The sequence below is a fragment of the Bacillus sp. SIMBA_026 genome (assembly GCF_046535335.1).
Lineage (GTDB): Bacteria > Bacillota > Bacilli > Bacillales > Bacillaceae > Bacillus > Bacillus velezensis.
In genome coordinates this window covers 57,944-73,120 of sequence record NZ_JAWRWX010000003.1, presented here as the reverse complement: position 1 = coordinate 73,120, position 15,177 = coordinate 57,944, and the positions used below count along the sequence as shown (strand labels likewise).

Genomic DNA, 15,177 nt, shown 5'->3' with positions numbered 1-15,177 from the left:
CTCACCGGCTGCCTCCGCTGACAAATTTTGATCCTTCGCGTAAATCTTTCGCCTCTAAAAAGAAGACGTGAATGAATTTTTTCATATTCACTTTAACCGGAGAAAGCGGCACGGTTTCCTTAGCCTGCATTTCTTTCATTCTCTTGCTGACAGCGGGGAAATCAAAGAATTTCGAGGCGTAATATTCAAATTTGGGGTTTGAAAAATCAGTTGTGCCCAATGAAGCGAAATGGTTTAACGAATGGATGACGGCCCTTCTGATCCGCTGTTCCGAGGCTTTGATTTCTCTGTTAACCTCGGCTTGTGCCGCCGCAGGCCCCAGCTTCCGGATGGCGGTGTTTGTAAACATCTGCTTTAAAGACGGGATGTTTCTTTCCGCCTGTTCATCCTCAAATAAATAGTGAAGGACGGCCATGAGGTCATGCGCCCCGCTTTCTCCCACGATGCCTAATTCCGATAAAAGAAATTTTCCTGTTTCTTTGATTGATTTCTCGTGCATCCCCCCCGGCCCGCTTTTTTTCGGCTCATTCCGCTGAATAAGGCGGCTTAACGAGTGTTGGATGTCGCCGATCGAGGTTTCCAGTTCAATCCGCTCTTTTACTTTTCGCAAAACGGTGACGATCTCGATTTTGTTGATCGGTTTGTGGATAAAGTATTCGATGCCGAGAGAATAAGCTTCTCCCACCATTTCCTTAGCCTCCACCTGCGATATCATCACTGCTTTTCCGTTGTACGACCCCTGAAGATGCCGGATCGTCTCAATCCCGTCCCGATCCGGCATCAGCAGATCAATTAATAAAATATCGACTTGTTTAAAATGGAGATAATGCCCTTCAATCTGGCTTCCGTCCTCTGCCTCACCGACGACTTCGCCTAAGTCCTCGTCCTCGATCATCTGTTTTAAAATGGAACGGATCGCCCGGTCATCATCAGCTATAAAAAAACGCATATTATGAGTTCATCCTTTCTGCAATCAAATGCTTCACCGGCAGCTTAATCGTAAATATGACGCCTTTTGGCTTGTTGTGAAAGGAAATGTCTCCGTCAAGTTCAGTTACGATTTCCTTCACGTAAGTAAGCCCGATGCCCGTTGAAGGTGTGCCGAATTCATCGTATTTGGACGTAAACCCGGGATCATAAACGACCTCTCCGATTTTTTCCGGAATGCCGGGACCGTCATCTTCAGCCTGAAATTCAGCCTTTTCTCCTTCTGCCCTGCGCAGTGCGAGGCGGATCTCACCCCTGTCGCCCATGGCTTCGACGGCATTGGCGGTCAGGTTATTTAAGATCGACAGGACGGTAAAGACGTGATAATCGGGATGTTCTCCTTCAATCACGCTCCGGAATTGAATGTCCTTGCCTAAAGATTCGGCGTATTTTTCATTGATTCGGATGACGATGCCGACCAGAGCGGCGGCATTCATGTAATCCCGGAATCTCTCATTGGAAATCAGCTTCGACAGGCCGGCGAATATTCGCTGATTGTCTTTTTTCACTTCATGAATTTCTCCCGCAAGGCGCAGCATTCGGCTCCCGAGCTCCCGGTCGTTCCCGCTCATTTCCCGATACAGCTGATAGGATTCTTTCGTCACATGCTCCGTCGTTTTCAGCGTTTTTTTCAAATGAATCGTTTCTTCATATAAGTTGGACACAATCATCAGCATGTGCTCATGCTGCTTTCTCGTTTGTTTTTCCCTGACCTGAGATTCGTGCAGCTTCATCACGTTGAAAAAACTCAGCACAATAAATGTGTGAGAAACAGCGATAATCGCAATATCCGCCAGCTTGTCCGGCATCATAATCTGCCGGCCGCCGGAAAACTGAACCGTCATTTCAACGGCATCGGACGCAATTTCAATGAGAAAACCGAGAAACCCGATCATCAGCGGCCGATCCCAAAAAAGCCTGACCTTCAGCACATAAAACAAGCAGGCATATGTAAAGTAAAAAAAGAAACTGGGATATTGGCTGAAAAAAGCCTCCGTAAAGCCGGCATGCTCTCCTCCCCAGCACGCCAGGCCGATCCGGAATGCCACAACGGCTGCACCTGTCAACAGCCCTGACAATACTGCCGGCACATGCCGAAGCAGCAGCAGAAAAAAGAAAAAAGCCGGGGCGCCGAAGCTGATCCGATATACCTCATTCAGGGGGTAAAATTTCAGTTCCCCCGCCAGCGGCACGGTGATCAGCATAAGGGCGAAAAGATAGCCGTCTTTTTTCAGTAAATAGTCGAGCCTGATCATAATCACTTCCTTCTTCTGTCTATTTTGAACAAGACCGATACAGTCCGCAAATTTCTTTAGACCCGAATGGCGGGACGCTCCGGCTGATTTATAAATCTATCGGCTTATTTTAAGAATGATTTTGTCGTATTTTGTATGATTCTGTAGATGTCATTATACATTAACATGGAACACGCTATTTTTGAAAACGTTTTCCAAGACCGGGTTCCGCTTCGGACAGGCTTGCAATAGAGGAGGAATGTTATGAAAGATATGGTCAGAGAGCGCCTTGAAAAAGAGGAACTGGCTTCACTTTTACAAGATTGGGTGGAGCATTACCGACCGTTTTCCGTCAATGGAAAAAGCGCAAATTATATACCCGCCCTCGGAGAAATCAACGACTCTCAGCTGGGCATTTGCATATTAGAGCCGGATGGCTCAATGATTCATGCCGGTGAATGGAATGTCCCGTTCACATTGCAGAGCATCTCAAAAGTCATCAGCTTTATTGCCGCCTGCATGAACAGAGGCATTTCTTACGTGCTGGATCGTGTGGACGTGGAGCCGACGGGTGATGCGTTTAATTCTATCATCCGGCTTGAAATCCACAAACCCGGGAAGCCCTTCAACCCGATGATCAATGCCGGCGCCATTACCGTCGCCTCGCTGCTTCCGGGTGAAACGGCGCATGATAAATTAGAATATCTCTTTTCCGTTTTTGAAAAATTAATAGGAAAACGGCCTCACATTCACGAGGAGGTCTTCCGTTCTGAATGGCAGACCGCGCATCGGAACCGAGCGCTCGCCTACTATTTAAAAGAAACGAACTTTCTAGAGGCGGATGTGGAAGAAACGCTTGAAGTGTATTTAAAGCAGTGCGCCATGGAGGGTACAACCGAGGACATCGCTTTAATCGGATTGATACTTGCGCATGACGGCTACCATCCGATCCGACGGGAACAGGTCATTCCGAAAGATGTCGCGAAACTCGCCAAAGCCCTGATGCTGACGTGCGGAATGTACAATGCGTCAGGCAAATATGCGGCTTTCGTCGGCGTCCCGGCCAAAAGCGGGGTATCCGGCGGCATTATGGCATTGGTTCCCCCAAGCGCCAGAAGAGAACAGCCTTTTCATAACGGCTGCGGCATCGGCATTTACGGTCCGGCCATTGATGAATACGGCAACAGCCTGACCGGCGGCATGCTGCTGAAACATATCGCACAGGAGTGGGAGCTCAGTATTTTTTAATCAAACGAACCAAGAGGTGATTGGATGCAGGAATTCCTTGAAAATGTAATCGGCTCGGCAAATGATTTTTTATGGTCAAAACTGTTAATCGTACTGCTTCTTTCTCTGGGACTGTTTTTTACGTTCAGATCAAAGGGTCTGCAAGTCCGCATGCTGAAGGAAATGATCCGGGTTTTGAAGGAAGGCGCGGCCGCCCGGACAAAAAACACCATTTCCCCGTTTCAGGCATTTTGCATCAGTATGGCGGCGCGTGTCGGAACCGGGAATATTACCGGAATCGCCATTGCGATCGCACTCGGCGGTCCGGGCGCTATTTTCTGGATGTGGATTATCGCAGTCATCGGTTCGGCTTCAAGCTTTGTTGAAAGCACGCTGGCCCAAATTTATAAAGTAAAAGATCAAAACGGATTCCGCGGGGGCCCGGCCTATTACATGGAAAAGGGCCTGAAGAAACGCTGGATGGGCGCGCTGTTCGCCGTATTAATCACACTGTCATTCGGGGTTGTTTTTAATTCCGTTCAATCCAATACGATCAGCGTCGCCTTTCAAAACGCATTCGGCACCAGCCGGCTTACATTGGGCATTATTTTAATCTTGGTTTTCGGGGGCGTAATCTTCGGCGGCGTCAAACGAATTGCGAAAATGGCGGAATACATCGTAGTCGTTTTGGCCGTTTTATATATCGGTGTCGCTTTCTTTGTCATTCTGACGAACATCACCCAATTGCCCGGCGTTCTGTCGCTAATCGTAAAAAATGCGTTCGGCATTGATCAGGCAGCGGGCGGCGCTTTAGGTGCGGCCTTGATGCAAGGTGTAAGGCGCGGGATTTTCTCAAATGAAGCGGGTATGGGAAGCGCTCCGAACGCGGCGGCGACAGCTACGACGAGCCACCCGGTGAAACAGGGGCTCATTCAGGCATTCGGCGTCCTGACGGATACGCTCGTCATTTGCACAAGCACGGCGCTTATCATTTTATTTTCAGACGCTTATCACCAGCCGGGACTGAGCGGCATCGCGCTTTCTCAGGCCGCCTTGAGCGACCATGTCGGCGCGTGGGCGTCAGGTTTCCTTGCCGTCTTAATGCTTTTGTTCGGCTTCAGCGCTCTGATGGGCAACTATTATTACGGAGAAACCAATATCGGATTTTTAAGCCAGAACAAAAAATGGCTGTTCATTTACCGCATCTGCGTGCTCGGAATGGTACTGTTCGGCTGTATTTCCAAAGTCCAGCTTGTGTGGGATATGGCTGACTTGTTCATGGGCTTAATGGTGGTCGTGAACTTAATCGCGATTTTCCTTCTGTCGAAAAAAGCGTTTGCCGCTTTGAGCGATTATGTCCGGCAAAAGAAAGCCGGAAAGGACCCCGTCTTTTACAGAGATGTGCTCCCTGATGATGACGGGATCGACTGCTGGGAGTATTCAGACATCGCGAAAAGCGCGAAAGGCAAACACATTTCCTAAACAAAAGGTGTTCGGGCAGCGTCCTGAACACCTTTTTTCTGCCGGTTCATTGACAAAGAGAATAGCGTCCATTACCCTTTTTATATATTTTCAGTAAAGTCAGAAAGGAAGGCCTATGAATCCCATTACACAAATATTAAATGAATACCCGGTGATGATCATAGACGGCGCGATGGCAACTGAGCTTGAGCGGATGGGCTGTGATTTACATGACGATCTGTGGTCGGCCAAAATTCTTTTGGAGAGGCCGGAACTGATTAAACAGGTGCATGCAGAATATTTTGCCGCCGGCGCTGATTGCGCGATCACCGCCAGTTATCAATCGACAATCGAAGGATTTGCAGCGCGCGGCATCCCGGAAACCAATGCGATACGTCTCATTCAGACATCTGTTGAACTTGCCGCACAAGCACGCGATGAATTTTGGGCGCATGAAGAAAACCGTTTACACCGGCCCAAACCTTTGGTCGCCGCTTCTATCGGACCTTACGGCGCGAGCCTCGCTGACGGCTCAGAATATCGCGGGCATTACGGACTGACGGAGGATGAGCTGATCAGCTTTCACCGCCCCCGGATGAAAGCCCTCATAGAATCCGGCGCCGATCTTTTGGCCTGTGAGACCATTCCGTGCCTGTCAGAAGCAAAAGCGATCACAAGGCTGCTGGAGGAATTCCCCGGCACTTATGCATGGATCAGCTTCAGCGCCAAAGACGGACGGCATATCAGCGAAGGCACGCCTATTTCCGAATGCGCGGCTCTGCTCGGCTCCTGCAGCCAAATCGCAGCGATCGGCATCAACTGCACACCGATCGAACATATTCCGCAGCTGGTACAAGAAATCAAACGGGCAACGTCCAAACCGATTATCGCCTATCCGAACTCCGGCGAACAATATGACCCAGTGACAAAAACCTGGAAAGGCGCAGCGTGCGAAAACCATTTCGGAAAAAGCGCGCAAAGCTGGTACGAAAACGGCGTGAGCCTGATCGGAGGCTGCTGCCGGACGAGACCTGCGGACATTCAGGCCATTGCCGATTGGGCCAAGACCTTAAAAACAACTTGACTAATCGGAATAGTTTGTATATTCTATTCAAAAAGCCGGTTCGCCGGAATCTCGTGCCGTTCGCCGGCATGAGATTTTTTATTAGAACGGCTCTCGCAGAAAGTTGGAAAACAATGAACAACAAGAACGAGACGAATTTTCAGAGAAGTATGAAAAGCAGACACCTCTTTATGCTATCACTCGGAGGTGTGATCGGAACGGGGCTGTTTTTAAGCTCTGGGTATACCATTCATCAGGCGGGTCCGGCGGGCACCATTTTCGCTTACCTTTTGGGCGCGGGCATCGTCTATCTTGTCATGCTTTGCCTCGGTGAACTGTCAGTGGCCATGCCGGTGACGGGCGCATTCCACACCTATGCGAAAACCTATATCGGGCCCGCGACAGGCTTTACGGTCGCATGGCTGTACTGGCTGACGTGGGCGGTGGCGCTGGGCTCTGAATTCACGGCGGCCGGGCTTTTCATGCAGCGTTGGTTCCCGCATACTTCGGTTTGGATGTGGAGTGCGGTATTCGCTCTTCTCATCTTTTTATTAAACGCCTTCTCCGTGAAATTTTTTGCTGAATCGGAGTTTTGGTTCTCAAGTATTAAAGTCTTAGCCATCTTACTGTTTATTTTATTGGGCGGAGCGGCGATGTTCGGCATCGTCCCGATGAAAAGCGGTGAGGCCGCACCTATGCTGTCGAACTTTACGGATGGCGGCAGCCTTTTTCCAAATGGCTTTTTCCCGATACTGATGACGATGCTTTCAGTAAACTTCGCTTTTTCAGGGACGGAATTGATCGGAATCGCCGCAGGGGAAAGCGCCGATCCGGAAAAAACCGTTCCGCGCGCCATTAAGACCACAGTCTGGCGGCTGGCGCTTTTCTTTATCGGAACGATTTTTGTGCTGTCAGGGATGATCTCCATCAAGGAAGCCGGTGTGATTGAAAGCCCATTCGTCACGGTATTTGACAGAGTCGGCGTGCCTTATGCGGCCGATCTGATGAATTTCGTTATTTTAACGGCGCTTCTGTCTGCGGCCAATTCAGGGCTGTACGCGTCATCACGTATGCTGTGGTCCCTGTCTAAAGAAGGGGAGCTTCATCCCGCCTTTGCCAGGCTGACCTCTAAAGGCATTCCTTTTAACGCTCTGATCTTCAGTATGATCGGCGGCATTCTGTCGTTGTTGTCAAGCGTATTTGCAGCGGATACAGTCTATCTTGTTCTCGTCTCCGTCTCAGGATTTGCGGTAGTGGCTGTGTGGATGAGCATCGCCGCATCGCAATTTTTGTTCCGAAGACGGTTTCTTACAGAAGGGCACCAGCTTTCAGACTTGAAATACAGGACACCGGGATATCCGGCCGTACCGATAGCGGCCTTTCTCCTATGCCTCGCCTCCTGTATCGGCATCGCTTTTGATCCGAACCAGGCCATCGCCCTTTATTGCGGAATTGCATTTATGGCCGTTTGCTACACCGCTTATTACTTGAAAAACCGGAAAAGCAGAGCCCGCGTGCAAGCCGTAAAATCCCAATAACCGAAAAAAGAACCCTGCAGCGCAAGGGTTCTTTTTTTTGTTTATACTTCAACCACCCATCTGAACGAATCCGGCACCTTCCCGACCTGGATGCCGGCAATCGTTTCATAGAGCCTTTCTGACACTTCACCGATCAAACCGTTATTCAGCTCAATCGTTTCGCCGTGAATGTGCAGCGCGCCGACCGGCGAGATGACGGCCGCGGTTCCCGTACCGAATACCTCTGACACCTCGCCTCTCATCGCAGCCTCATAGATGTCATCAATGGCGACCTGTTCTTCCCTGACGCGGATGCCCCAGCTTTTTAACAGCTCTATCACAGATGCGCGTGTGATGCCCCCGAGAATGCTTCCGTTTAATGCCGGCGTTACGGCCTCTCCGTTTATGATGAAAAAGATATTCATACTCCCTACCTCTTCGGCATATTTCTTTTCCACCCCGTCGAGCCAAAGCACCTGATCATACCCCAGTTCTTCGGCTTTCCGCTGAGCCTGTAAGCTGGCCGCATAATTTCCGGACGTTTTGACGTCGCCCACTCCGCCGGTGACGGCACGCACATACTCATCCTCCACATAAATACGGATCGGTTTCAGCTGATCGCCGTAGTACGAACCGACAGGCGTCAGAACAACCATGAACTTGTAACGTTTTGAAGGCCGGACGCCTAAAGAAGGCTCAGTCGCAATTACAAACGGACGAATATATAAAGAGGTTCCTTTTTCTATCGGTATCCATTCCTGCTCCAACTCCACCAATTGTATCAATGCTTCCAGCGCCAGCTTCTCGTCAAGAGGCGGCATGCTCATCCGCCGTAACGATTTATTCAGCCGTTTTATATTTTGGTCAGGACGGAACATCAACACCCGGCCGTCTTCTGACCTATAAGCCTTCAGCCCTTCAAATACGGCCTGCCCGTAATGGAAAACGGATGCGGACGGATCAAGATGGACCGGTTCATAAGGGGTGATTCTCGGATCATGCCACCCTCTCTCCTCTTCGTAATCCATAACAAACATGTAATCTGTGAAGTACTTGCCAAATCCCAATGAAGCGGAATCCGGTTTTTCTTTTCTTGCTGTGACCTTACGTCTTTCAATCAGTTGATTCAACAAAAGCACACCTTTCTTGTAATTGTTTAAATTTTCAGTCTTTTATAAGCTGCCTGTTTTCTCTGCCTGAATCGTGTATGCACAGATATATGAGAATGCAGTTGACCGTATCATATCAAATATACCACTTATAAGAGGATAATTATCAAAATTTTTAATATTTTCATCAGAAATCTTTCTTTATTCTTATGCTCCTTCATTTTTTTCAATGAGGACTTTCTGTCATATTAAATGATTGCGCTTACATAATGTAAAACAATCCTTTCTATCGCACAGTCAATAATGTGACAAATTTATGGCGGATAGGAAGGTGGTTGCCGCCTGCTTCACGAATTACGTATGAAATGCGCAAGTAAAAGGGGGATTCGCTTGAAAAAATTTATCGCATTCCAGATTTTGATCGCTTTAGCCATCGGAGCATTGATCGGCCATTTCTTCCCGGATTTCGGGATGGCGCTGCGGCCCGTCGGAGACGGATTTATCCGCCTGATTAAAATGATTGTCGTGCCGATCGTGTTTTCAACCATTGTCATCGGAGCCGCCGGCAGCGGCAGTATGAAAAAAATGGGCAGTCTCGGCATCAAAACGATTATTTGGTTCGAAGTGATTACGACGCTTGTTCTGGCGCTCGGTCTGTTATTGGCGAACGTGCTGAAGCCGGGAGTCGGACTTAACCTTTCTCATCTTGCTAAAAAAGACATTCACGAGCTTTCCGGCTATACGGAAAAAGTAGTCGACCTGAAACAAATGCTTCTTGATATTATCCCCGTTAATATCATTGACGTTATGGCGAAAAACGATCTTCTCGCCGTCATTTTTTTCGCGATTTTATTCGGTGTTGCCGCAGCCGGCATCGGCAAAGCCTCCGCGCCTGTCATGAGTTTCTTCGAATCCACGGCAAATATTATGTTCAAGCTGACGCAGATGGTGATGGTCACCGCTCCGATCGGCGTTCTCGCCCTGATGGCCGCCTCAGTCGGACAATTCGGAATCGCGCTTTTGCTTCCGATGCTGAAGCTGATCGGTACTGTGTTCCTCGGGCTGTTCCTGATACTCTTCGTTCTGTTTCCGATCGTGGGGCTTATCTTTAAAATCAAGTACTTTGAAGTGCTGAAAATGATTTGGGATCTGTTTTTGATCGCTTTCTCCACGACAAGCACAGAAACCATTCTGCCTCAGCTGATGGATCGGATGGAGAAATACGGCTGTCCGAAGCGGGTGGTCTCCTTTGTGGTTCCGTCAGGTTTATCGCTGAACTGTGACGGCTCAAGCCTCTATTTATCGGTGTCCTGTATTTTTCTGGCGCAGGCGTTTCATGTGGAGATGCCGCTTTCTCAGCAGCTTCTGATGATGCTTGTGCTCGTCATGACAAGCAAAGGCATTGCCGCCGTCCCGTCAGGCTCACTCGTCGTGCTTCTGGCGACAGCGAATGCCGTCGGTCTCCCCGCGGAAGGTGTCGCCATCATTGCCGGTGTCGACCGCGTCATGGACATGGCGAGAACCGGCGTCAACGTGCCCGGCCATGCGGTCGCCTGCATCGTCGTGTCCAAGTGGGAAAAAGCATTCAAATATAAAGGACCCGTCACGGCAGACCAGACTGCCCGGACAGAAAGTATGTAAACACAAAAAAGACCACCTCATTGGTGGTCTTTTCTATTAATCAATCGCCGCATGATCCTCTTTTTCAATCAAAGCAAGGCGTTCATTGATTTCTTCCTGAGTCATTTCGTGCTCTTTCACATACATGTTGCGTTCGTTCGTACGGCATTCGTGACTGCAGCTGCGCATGTATTTGTATTCATTCTCAGGTGTGCAGATCATTTTTTTATTACATGCCGGATTTGCGCAGTTCACATAACGCTCGCACGGCTCGCCCGTGAAATAATCTTTTCCGATGATAACGTGCTCTACGCGGTTGACCGGTACGCTGATTCTTTCGTCAAACACGTAGCACTGTCCGTCCCACAGCTGCCCTTTCACTTCAGGATCTTTACCGTAAGTGACGATACCGCCGTCAAGCTGGGACACGTCTTCAAAGCCCTTCTTCACCAGCCAGCCGGAAAATTTCTCACAGCGTACGCCGCCTGTGCAGTACGTGAGAATTTTTTTGCCTTCAAGCATGTCTTTGTGCTCTTCAATCCAGTCCGGCAGCTCACGGAACGCCTCAATATCAGGTCTGACCGCTCCGCGGAAATGACCGAGATCATACTCATAGTCGTTTCTGGCGTCGATCACGATGGTATCAGGATCCTGCATTTGCTCATAAAAGTCTTTCGGTTTCAAATGCTTGCCCGTCGTGACATTCGGATCAACATCATCTTCGAGACGAAGCGTCACCAATTCTTTTTTATGGCGCACAAACATTTTGCGGAATGCATGTCCGTCAGCCTCGTCAATTTTGATCGGCATGTCGGCAAAGCGCGGATCAGCTTTCAGCGCATTCATGTATTGTTCCGTCTGTTCAACCGTTCCGGACACCGTACCGTTAATGCCTTCTTCAGAAATCAAAATACGGCCTAACAGACCGAGCTCCTTACAAAACTTCAAATGCTGAGCCGTGAACTCTTCAGGCTCATCAATCTTTACATATTTATAATAAAGTAAAACTCTATATTGTTTTTCCATGATTTATACACCCTGTTCAATTAAATTAATGATCGCACACTCTACTATATCATACAGGAAAACGGGCGAAAGATGAACATTTCCGTCCGGACTCTTTCTTCCAGTCACGCTTCGCCTTTTAAAACCTGCTGAAAATAAAACCGATACGTGTTGCGCAAAAAGGTCTCAAGCGAAAGGCCGGCTGCGGTCTGATACTTGCCGATAATAAACGGAAAACGGTCACGGCCTTTTGCCCGCAGAAGATCGGCGCTGTCTTCAGCCAGTTCTGAGATGAGCGCCTCAACGACAGGCCGGCATGCGTCCCGCACGGCTTCAAGAATTTGCTGATCCCCTGTATGCTGGTACTGCTCTATCAGCTTTGCCAAATCCTTTTCTTCCATAATGTTCACTTCCTTACACCATATAAAAAAGAGGAGCAGCTTTTATAAAGCGGACGCCTCCTCCTGTGACTCCGCATAACCGATGATCTGACCGACCTGTAATTCACGGCCTTCAGTCAGGTTATCCGAAGGGGTAAACATATCTTTCTCGAATACTAAAATAACGGTCGATCCAAATGAAAAATAGCCCAGCTCTTCCCCCGTCTCAAGCCTGTTTCCGGTGTTTGTCTGAACGATCGAGTTAATATTCATCGCACCTACCGGAATCATGAGCATCTGCTGGTCAGCGCGGGTCAGCTCGTACACATAACGGTAATTTTTTGAGAGCACATCTTTCCCGTACTTCAATCCCATCGTATTAACGGGATAGGAACGTTTCCCCAGCTCGGCCAGCTTCTGATACGTGCAGCTGACGGGAGAATGGAAGCGGTGATAATGTCTCGGACTCAGATAAAGCACGGCAAAACACCCGCCGTTATACTTGTGATCGGCGCTTTTAAACCCCGTCAGTTCGGCGAACGAATAATCCTTCCCTTTTACCATGAAAGTTTGATTGGGTTTAATCATGCCAACCGTCTGAACGACGCCGTCCACCGGGCTGACGATGGCGTTCTTCTCTTTTGCCACGGGGCGGAGGTTTAAATTAATATCACGAATGAAAAATGACGCCAGTGAATCAAAGTCAGAAGCCGTACGTTCCGTTTCATTCCAGTTGATGCGATAGTGTTTGGAAAACAGCGGAATCATCGGCTTGCTCAGTTTCGATTCACAGAAGTTTTTAATGAGATAAGACGTCAATCGATTATTAGTCAGTTCAATCAATGAACGGTAAAGAACTTTAGCGGCAGTATTAAACATTGATTACTCCTATGAATTTTCCTATAGTAATAAAAATAAAACACCATAAAAACGCTCCGATGGCGGCGAAGCATAAGTAGGTTTTGAATTCCATTCTGCCGATTCCGGAAAAGTAGCAGGTCACGTGTCTGATGCCGGGAATGAAATAACCTAAAATAATGGTGTACGGCCCGTACTTCTTCATCCACCTGTCTACTTTCTCCATCCTCTTTTCCTTCAGGCCGACCCATTTTCCGAACTTATTAATAAACGGCCGACCGGCTTTTCTGCCGATGAAGTAGCTGATAATCATCCCAAGGAGCGCTCCGATAAAGCTGATCAGAATGGAGAGCCCGTAATTCAGCACGTTTAAATGAGCGAAGTAGCCCACAAGCGTCATCATGACTTCATCCGGAATAGGCAATCCGATAATACCGAGTGTCAGCATAAGAAAAATCGCGATATATCCGTAATCGGATATTAATTGCTGAACTAATTCCATCTTCTGCTCTCCAGGTTTTCAGGCGCCTGTTTTTTAAAGTGCGGAAATTTAATGTTGCTGACCATTAAATAACCGAGCGCGATCGTTCCCGCCCCCAGAAGAAAAGCGTTATTGATAAAGCTCAAAATGACAAGACACATACCCGCAAAGGGAATCGGCATCCCGATAAACGTCGGCAGCTTGCTTTGTTCAATATTAAATCTGGAAAGACGGATCATCCCGCAGATGCTGTAGGAAAGCGCGATTAAAATTCCGATGAACGGAAGCGTATACAGTGAAACACTGTAAGCAAGCATGGACGGCGCTACGCCGAACGTCACGAGATCAGCAAAAGAGTCAAGCTCCCTTCCCATCTCCGATACCGCGTTCAGCTTACGGGCGGCCAAACCGTCAAAGAAATCAAGAAACATCCCGGTGAAAATAAAGATCACCGCAGAGTGTATATTATGATACAAAAGGGAATGAATCGATAAGAGCCCGCAAATGAAATTTCCAATTGTAATCATACTAGGTATATAATTCACAGTTTACACAAACCTCCAATTAAAACCATATCAAATCGGACTGCGTATGCATAAAGACTCCATTTTACGGAAACATAAAATGGAATTCTTTCAATGCTATCATTCAAATTCTTTTATTATACAGCATTTGGTGTTATTTGAACAATCTAATCTGGTGATTTTTGTTTTTTCGCCGTTCATATTAAGGTAAGCAATCATGGTTTCCTCTATTCCGGATTACCCTGCTTAAATATTCCATGCTGCGATCCGGATTGTCCGTTCTTGATGAATGAAAAGCCGTATGATGTATTGTTATTTCCTTCTCCGTGAAATGAGAACATAACATATAACGATTGCGGACATAAAAAGTTTCAAGAATTAAAAAGCCGGCACAAAACGGCCTCATACATTATCTCACAACCCCGTTTTCCAGTATATAGTCTGTCCAAACAAAAAAGGCGCCTTACCATTACGGTAAAAACGCCTTTTAAGATCATTTTATGTAATTGATAAATGACTGAGTGCTTCGGCCGCTCTTTCTCTGGCCTCTTCAACGGTCTCAGCTGCAGAAAGCGCAACCGCCATACGGCGTCCTACTTTCGTGACGGGTTTACCGAATACGCGGACCTGAGTGCTTTTTACCGCCAAAGCCTTCTCCACACCTTCAACCGCATAATCAGCAAGCTCTTTTGGCGCCTTCAGCGGACGGCTTGCCCCCGGCGACAGCTGAGTGATTTCCGGAATCGGGAATCCCAATACCGCGCGGACATGCAGCGCAAACTCTGACAAATTTTGCGTCACAAGCGTAACGAGTCCCGTATCGTGCGGACGGGGAGACACCTCGCTGAAATATACTTTATCTTCAGTAAGGAAAAGCTCCACCCCGAACAAACCGTATCCGCCAAGCTCGTCCGTTATGCTTTTCGCAATGTGTTTCGCCTCTTTGATCTGCTGTTCCGTCATATGATGAGGCTGCCATGATTCAATATAGTCACCGTCTTTTTGTTCATGTCCGATCGGCGCGCAAAAGGACGTACCGTTCGCCGCGCGCACTGTCAGAAGCGTGATTTCTGATTCAAACGGAATGAATTCCTCAACGATGACCCGGCCGTTTTTCACCCGGCCGCCTTCCATCGCCATGTCCCAGCAGCTTTTCAGCCCGGAAGCCGAGCGGCACACGCTTTGCCCTTTTCCGGAAGAGCTCATCAGCGGTTTTACCACGCACGGAAAGCCGATTGTTTCCGCCGCTTCTTTAAATTCTTCATATGTATTCGCGAATTCATAGCCGGCAGTCGGAAGATGAAGCGTCTCTGCCGCAAGCCGTCTGATGCCTTCACGGTCCATCGTCAGCTTTGCCGCACGCGCATTCGGAATGACGTGAAAACCTTCTTCCTCAAGCTTCAGCAGCTCATCCGTCGCAATGGCTTCCACTTCCGGCACGATCAAGTCCGGTTTTTCTTTCTCAATGACTTCTCTGACCTGCGCTTTATCAAGCATATCAATCACATAGCTTTTGTGCGCGGCCTGCATGGCGGGAGCGTGCTCATAGCTGTCAACGGCTACAGTGACAACCCCGAGCCGCTGCGCTTCAATGACGACTTCTTTCCCCAGCTCGCCTGATCCTAATAACAACATCTTCTTCGCCTGATACATGTCCTTTGGCCCCTCCCTTTCTATACCCCACTCATTATAACGGAAATATTCAAAAAA

The 15,177-nt window shown here is 48.3% G+C and carries 14 protein-coding genes; 5 read left to right on the top strand and 9 right to left on the bottom strand.

What is annotated here, in order from left to right; all coding sequences use genetic code 11:
• Position 1: 1 nt before the first annotated feature.
• Together glnL and glnK are read right to left on the bottom strand one after the other, a co-directional pair.
• The gene (gene glnL / locus SB847_RS16595; RefSeq protein WP_410578087.1) at positions 2-949 is read right to left on the bottom strand and encodes a glutamine utilization two-component system response regulator GlnL; all 948 of its coding nucleotides are present in this window, start codon (positions 947-949) and stop codon (positions 2-4) included.
• Between the two features lies 1 nt (position 950).
• On the bottom strand, positions 951-2,243 hold the full coding sequence (gene glnK / locus SB847_RS16590; RefSeq protein ID WP_410578085.1) for a two-component system sensor histidine kinase GlnK: 1,293 nt from the start codon (positions 2,241-2,243) through the stop codon (positions 951-953).
• Between the two features lie 243 nt (positions 2,244-2,486).
• On the opposite strand from glnK, the gene SB847_RS16585 reads away from it, so the two are divergent.
• The 4 genes from SB847_RS16585 to SB847_RS16570 all read left to right on the top strand — a co-directional run bounded on the left by SB847_RS16585 (position 2,487) and on the right by SB847_RS16570 (position 7,511).
• Positions 2,487-3,470: a glutaminase gene (locus tag SB847_RS16585; RefSeq protein WP_007409011.1), complete on the top strand. Its 984-nt coding sequence runs from the start codon at positions 2,487-2,489 to the stop codon at positions 3,468-3,470.
• A gap of 24 nt (positions 3,471-3,494) precedes the next feature.
• Entirely contained in the window at positions 3,495-4,931 is a 1,437-nt protein-coding gene (locus SB847_RS16580) for an alanine/glycine:cation symporter family protein (RefSeq protein ID WP_410578082.1), read from the top strand.
• A gap of 115 nt (positions 4,932-5,046) precedes the next feature.
• Positions 5,047-5,994 (top strand): homocysteine S-methyltransferase, encoded by a 948-nt coding sequence (gene mmuM / locus SB847_RS16575; protein WP_410578080.1) that lies wholly within the window; start codon positions 5,047-5,049, stop codon positions 5,992-5,994.
• Between the two features lie 113 nt (positions 5,995-6,107).
• On the top strand, positions 6,108-7,511 hold the full coding sequence (locus tag SB847_RS16570) for an amino acid permease (protein WP_181364942.1): 1,404 nt from the start codon (positions 6,108-6,110) through the stop codon (positions 7,509-7,511).
• A 41-nt stretch (positions 7,512-7,552) separates the two neighbouring features.
• Here the strand turns inward: SB847_RS16570 and SB847_RS16565 are convergent, their stop codons facing one another.
• The gene (locus SB847_RS16565) at positions 7,553-8,620 is read right to left on the bottom strand and encodes a branched-chain amino acid aminotransferase (RefSeq protein ID WP_082998925.1); all 1,068 of its coding nucleotides are present in this window, start codon (positions 8,618-8,620) and stop codon (positions 7,553-7,555) included.
• Between the two features lie 369 nt (positions 8,621-8,989).
• Between SB847_RS16565 and gltP the strand changes: the two genes are divergently transcribed.
• Complete coding sequence (gene gltP, locus SB847_RS16560) at positions 8,990-10,240, top strand: glutamate-aspartate/proton symporter GltP (protein ID WP_007409006.1); 1,251 nt, start codon at positions 8,990-8,992, stop codon at positions 10,238-10,240.
• A 36-nt stretch (positions 10,241-10,276) separates the two neighbouring features.
• Here gltP and trhO read toward each other — a convergent pair whose 3' ends face one another.
• The 6 genes from trhO to purT form a co-directional block, all read right to left on the bottom strand.
• A complete protein-coding gene (trhO, locus tag SB847_RS16555) occupies positions 10,277-11,245 on the bottom strand; it encodes an oxygen-dependent tRNA uridine(34) hydroxylase TrhO (protein WP_224223994.1) in 969 nt (322 codons plus the stop codon).
• A gap of 104 nt (positions 11,246-11,349) precedes the next feature.
• On the bottom strand, positions 11,350-11,625 hold the full coding sequence (locus tag SB847_RS16550; RefSeq protein ID WP_007409004.1) for a hypothetical protein: 276 nt from the start codon (positions 11,623-11,625) through the stop codon (positions 11,350-11,352).
• Between the two features lie 42 nt (positions 11,626-11,667).
• On the bottom strand, positions 11,668-12,483 hold the full coding sequence (locus tag SB847_RS16545) for a phosphatidylserine decarboxylase (RefSeq protein ID WP_007409003.1): 816 nt from the start codon (positions 12,481-12,483) through the stop codon (positions 11,668-11,670).
• Positions 12,476-12,964 (bottom strand): DedA family protein, encoded by a 489-nt coding sequence (locus SB847_RS16540; RefSeq protein WP_003156711.1) that lies wholly within the window; start codon positions 12,962-12,964, stop codon positions 12,476-12,478. Before SB847_RS16540 ends, SB847_RS16545 begins: the two co-directional genes overlap by 8 nt.
• Positions 12,955-13,488, bottom strand: coding sequence for a CDP-diacylglycerol--serine O-phosphatidyltransferase (gene pssA, locus SB847_RS16535; RefSeq protein WP_003156712.1), 534 nt, complete (start codon positions 13,486-13,488; stop codon positions 12,955-12,957). The genes SB847_RS16540 and pssA overlap by 10 nt, the downstream gene beginning before the upstream one ends.
• 477 nt (positions 13,489-13,965) lie before the next feature.
• On the bottom strand, positions 13,966-15,120 hold the full coding sequence (gene purT / locus SB847_RS16530; RefSeq protein WP_101669936.1) for a phosphoribosylglycinamide formyltransferase 2: 1,155 nt from the start codon (positions 15,118-15,120) through the stop codon (positions 13,966-13,968).
• Between the last annotated feature and the right edge of the window lie 57 nt (positions 15,121-15,177).

Bases quoted from the DNA above. Each gene is read 5' to 3' on its own strand.
- SB847_RS16550 (WP_007409004.1), bottom strand. From the start codon at position 11,625: ATGGAAGAAAAGGATTTGGCAAAGCTGATAGAGCAGTACCAGCATACA.
- SB847_RS16580 (WP_410578082.1), top strand. From the start codon at position 3,495: ATGCAGGAATTCCTTGAAAATGTAATCGGCTCGGCAAATGATTTTTTA.
- trhO (WP_224223994.1), bottom strand. From the start codon at position 11,245: ATGGAAAAACAATATAGAGTTTTACTTTATTATAAATATGTAAAGATT.
- SB847_RS16540 (WP_003156711.1), bottom strand. From the start codon at position 12,964: ATGGAATTAGTTCAGCAATTAATATCCGATTACGGATATATCGCGATT.
- SB847_RS16570 (WP_181364942.1), top strand. From the start codon at position 6,108: ATGAACAACAAGAACGAGACGAATTTTCAGAGAAGTATGAAAAGCAGA.
- purT (WP_101669936.1), bottom strand. From the start codon at position 15,120: ATGTATCAGGCGAAGAAGATGTTGTTATTAGGATCAGGCGAGCTGGGG.
- glnK (WP_410578085.1), bottom strand. From the start codon at position 2,243: ATGATCAGGCTCGACTATTTACTGAAAAAAGACGGCTATCTTTTCGCC.
- SB847_RS16545 (WP_007409003.1), bottom strand. From the start codon at position 12,483: ATGTTTAATACTGCCGCTAAAGTTCTTTACCGTTCATTGATTGAACTG.
- SB847_RS16585 (WP_007409011.1), top strand. From the start codon at position 2,487: ATGAAAGATATGGTCAGAGAGCGCCTTGAAAAAGAGGAACTGGCTTCA.
- glnL (WP_410578087.1), bottom strand. From the start codon at position 949: ATGCGTTTTTTTATAGCTGATGATGACCGGGCGATCCGTTCCATTTTA.
- mmuM (WP_410578080.1), top strand. From the start codon at position 5,047: ATGAATCCCATTACACAAATATTAAATGAATACCCGGTGATGATCATA.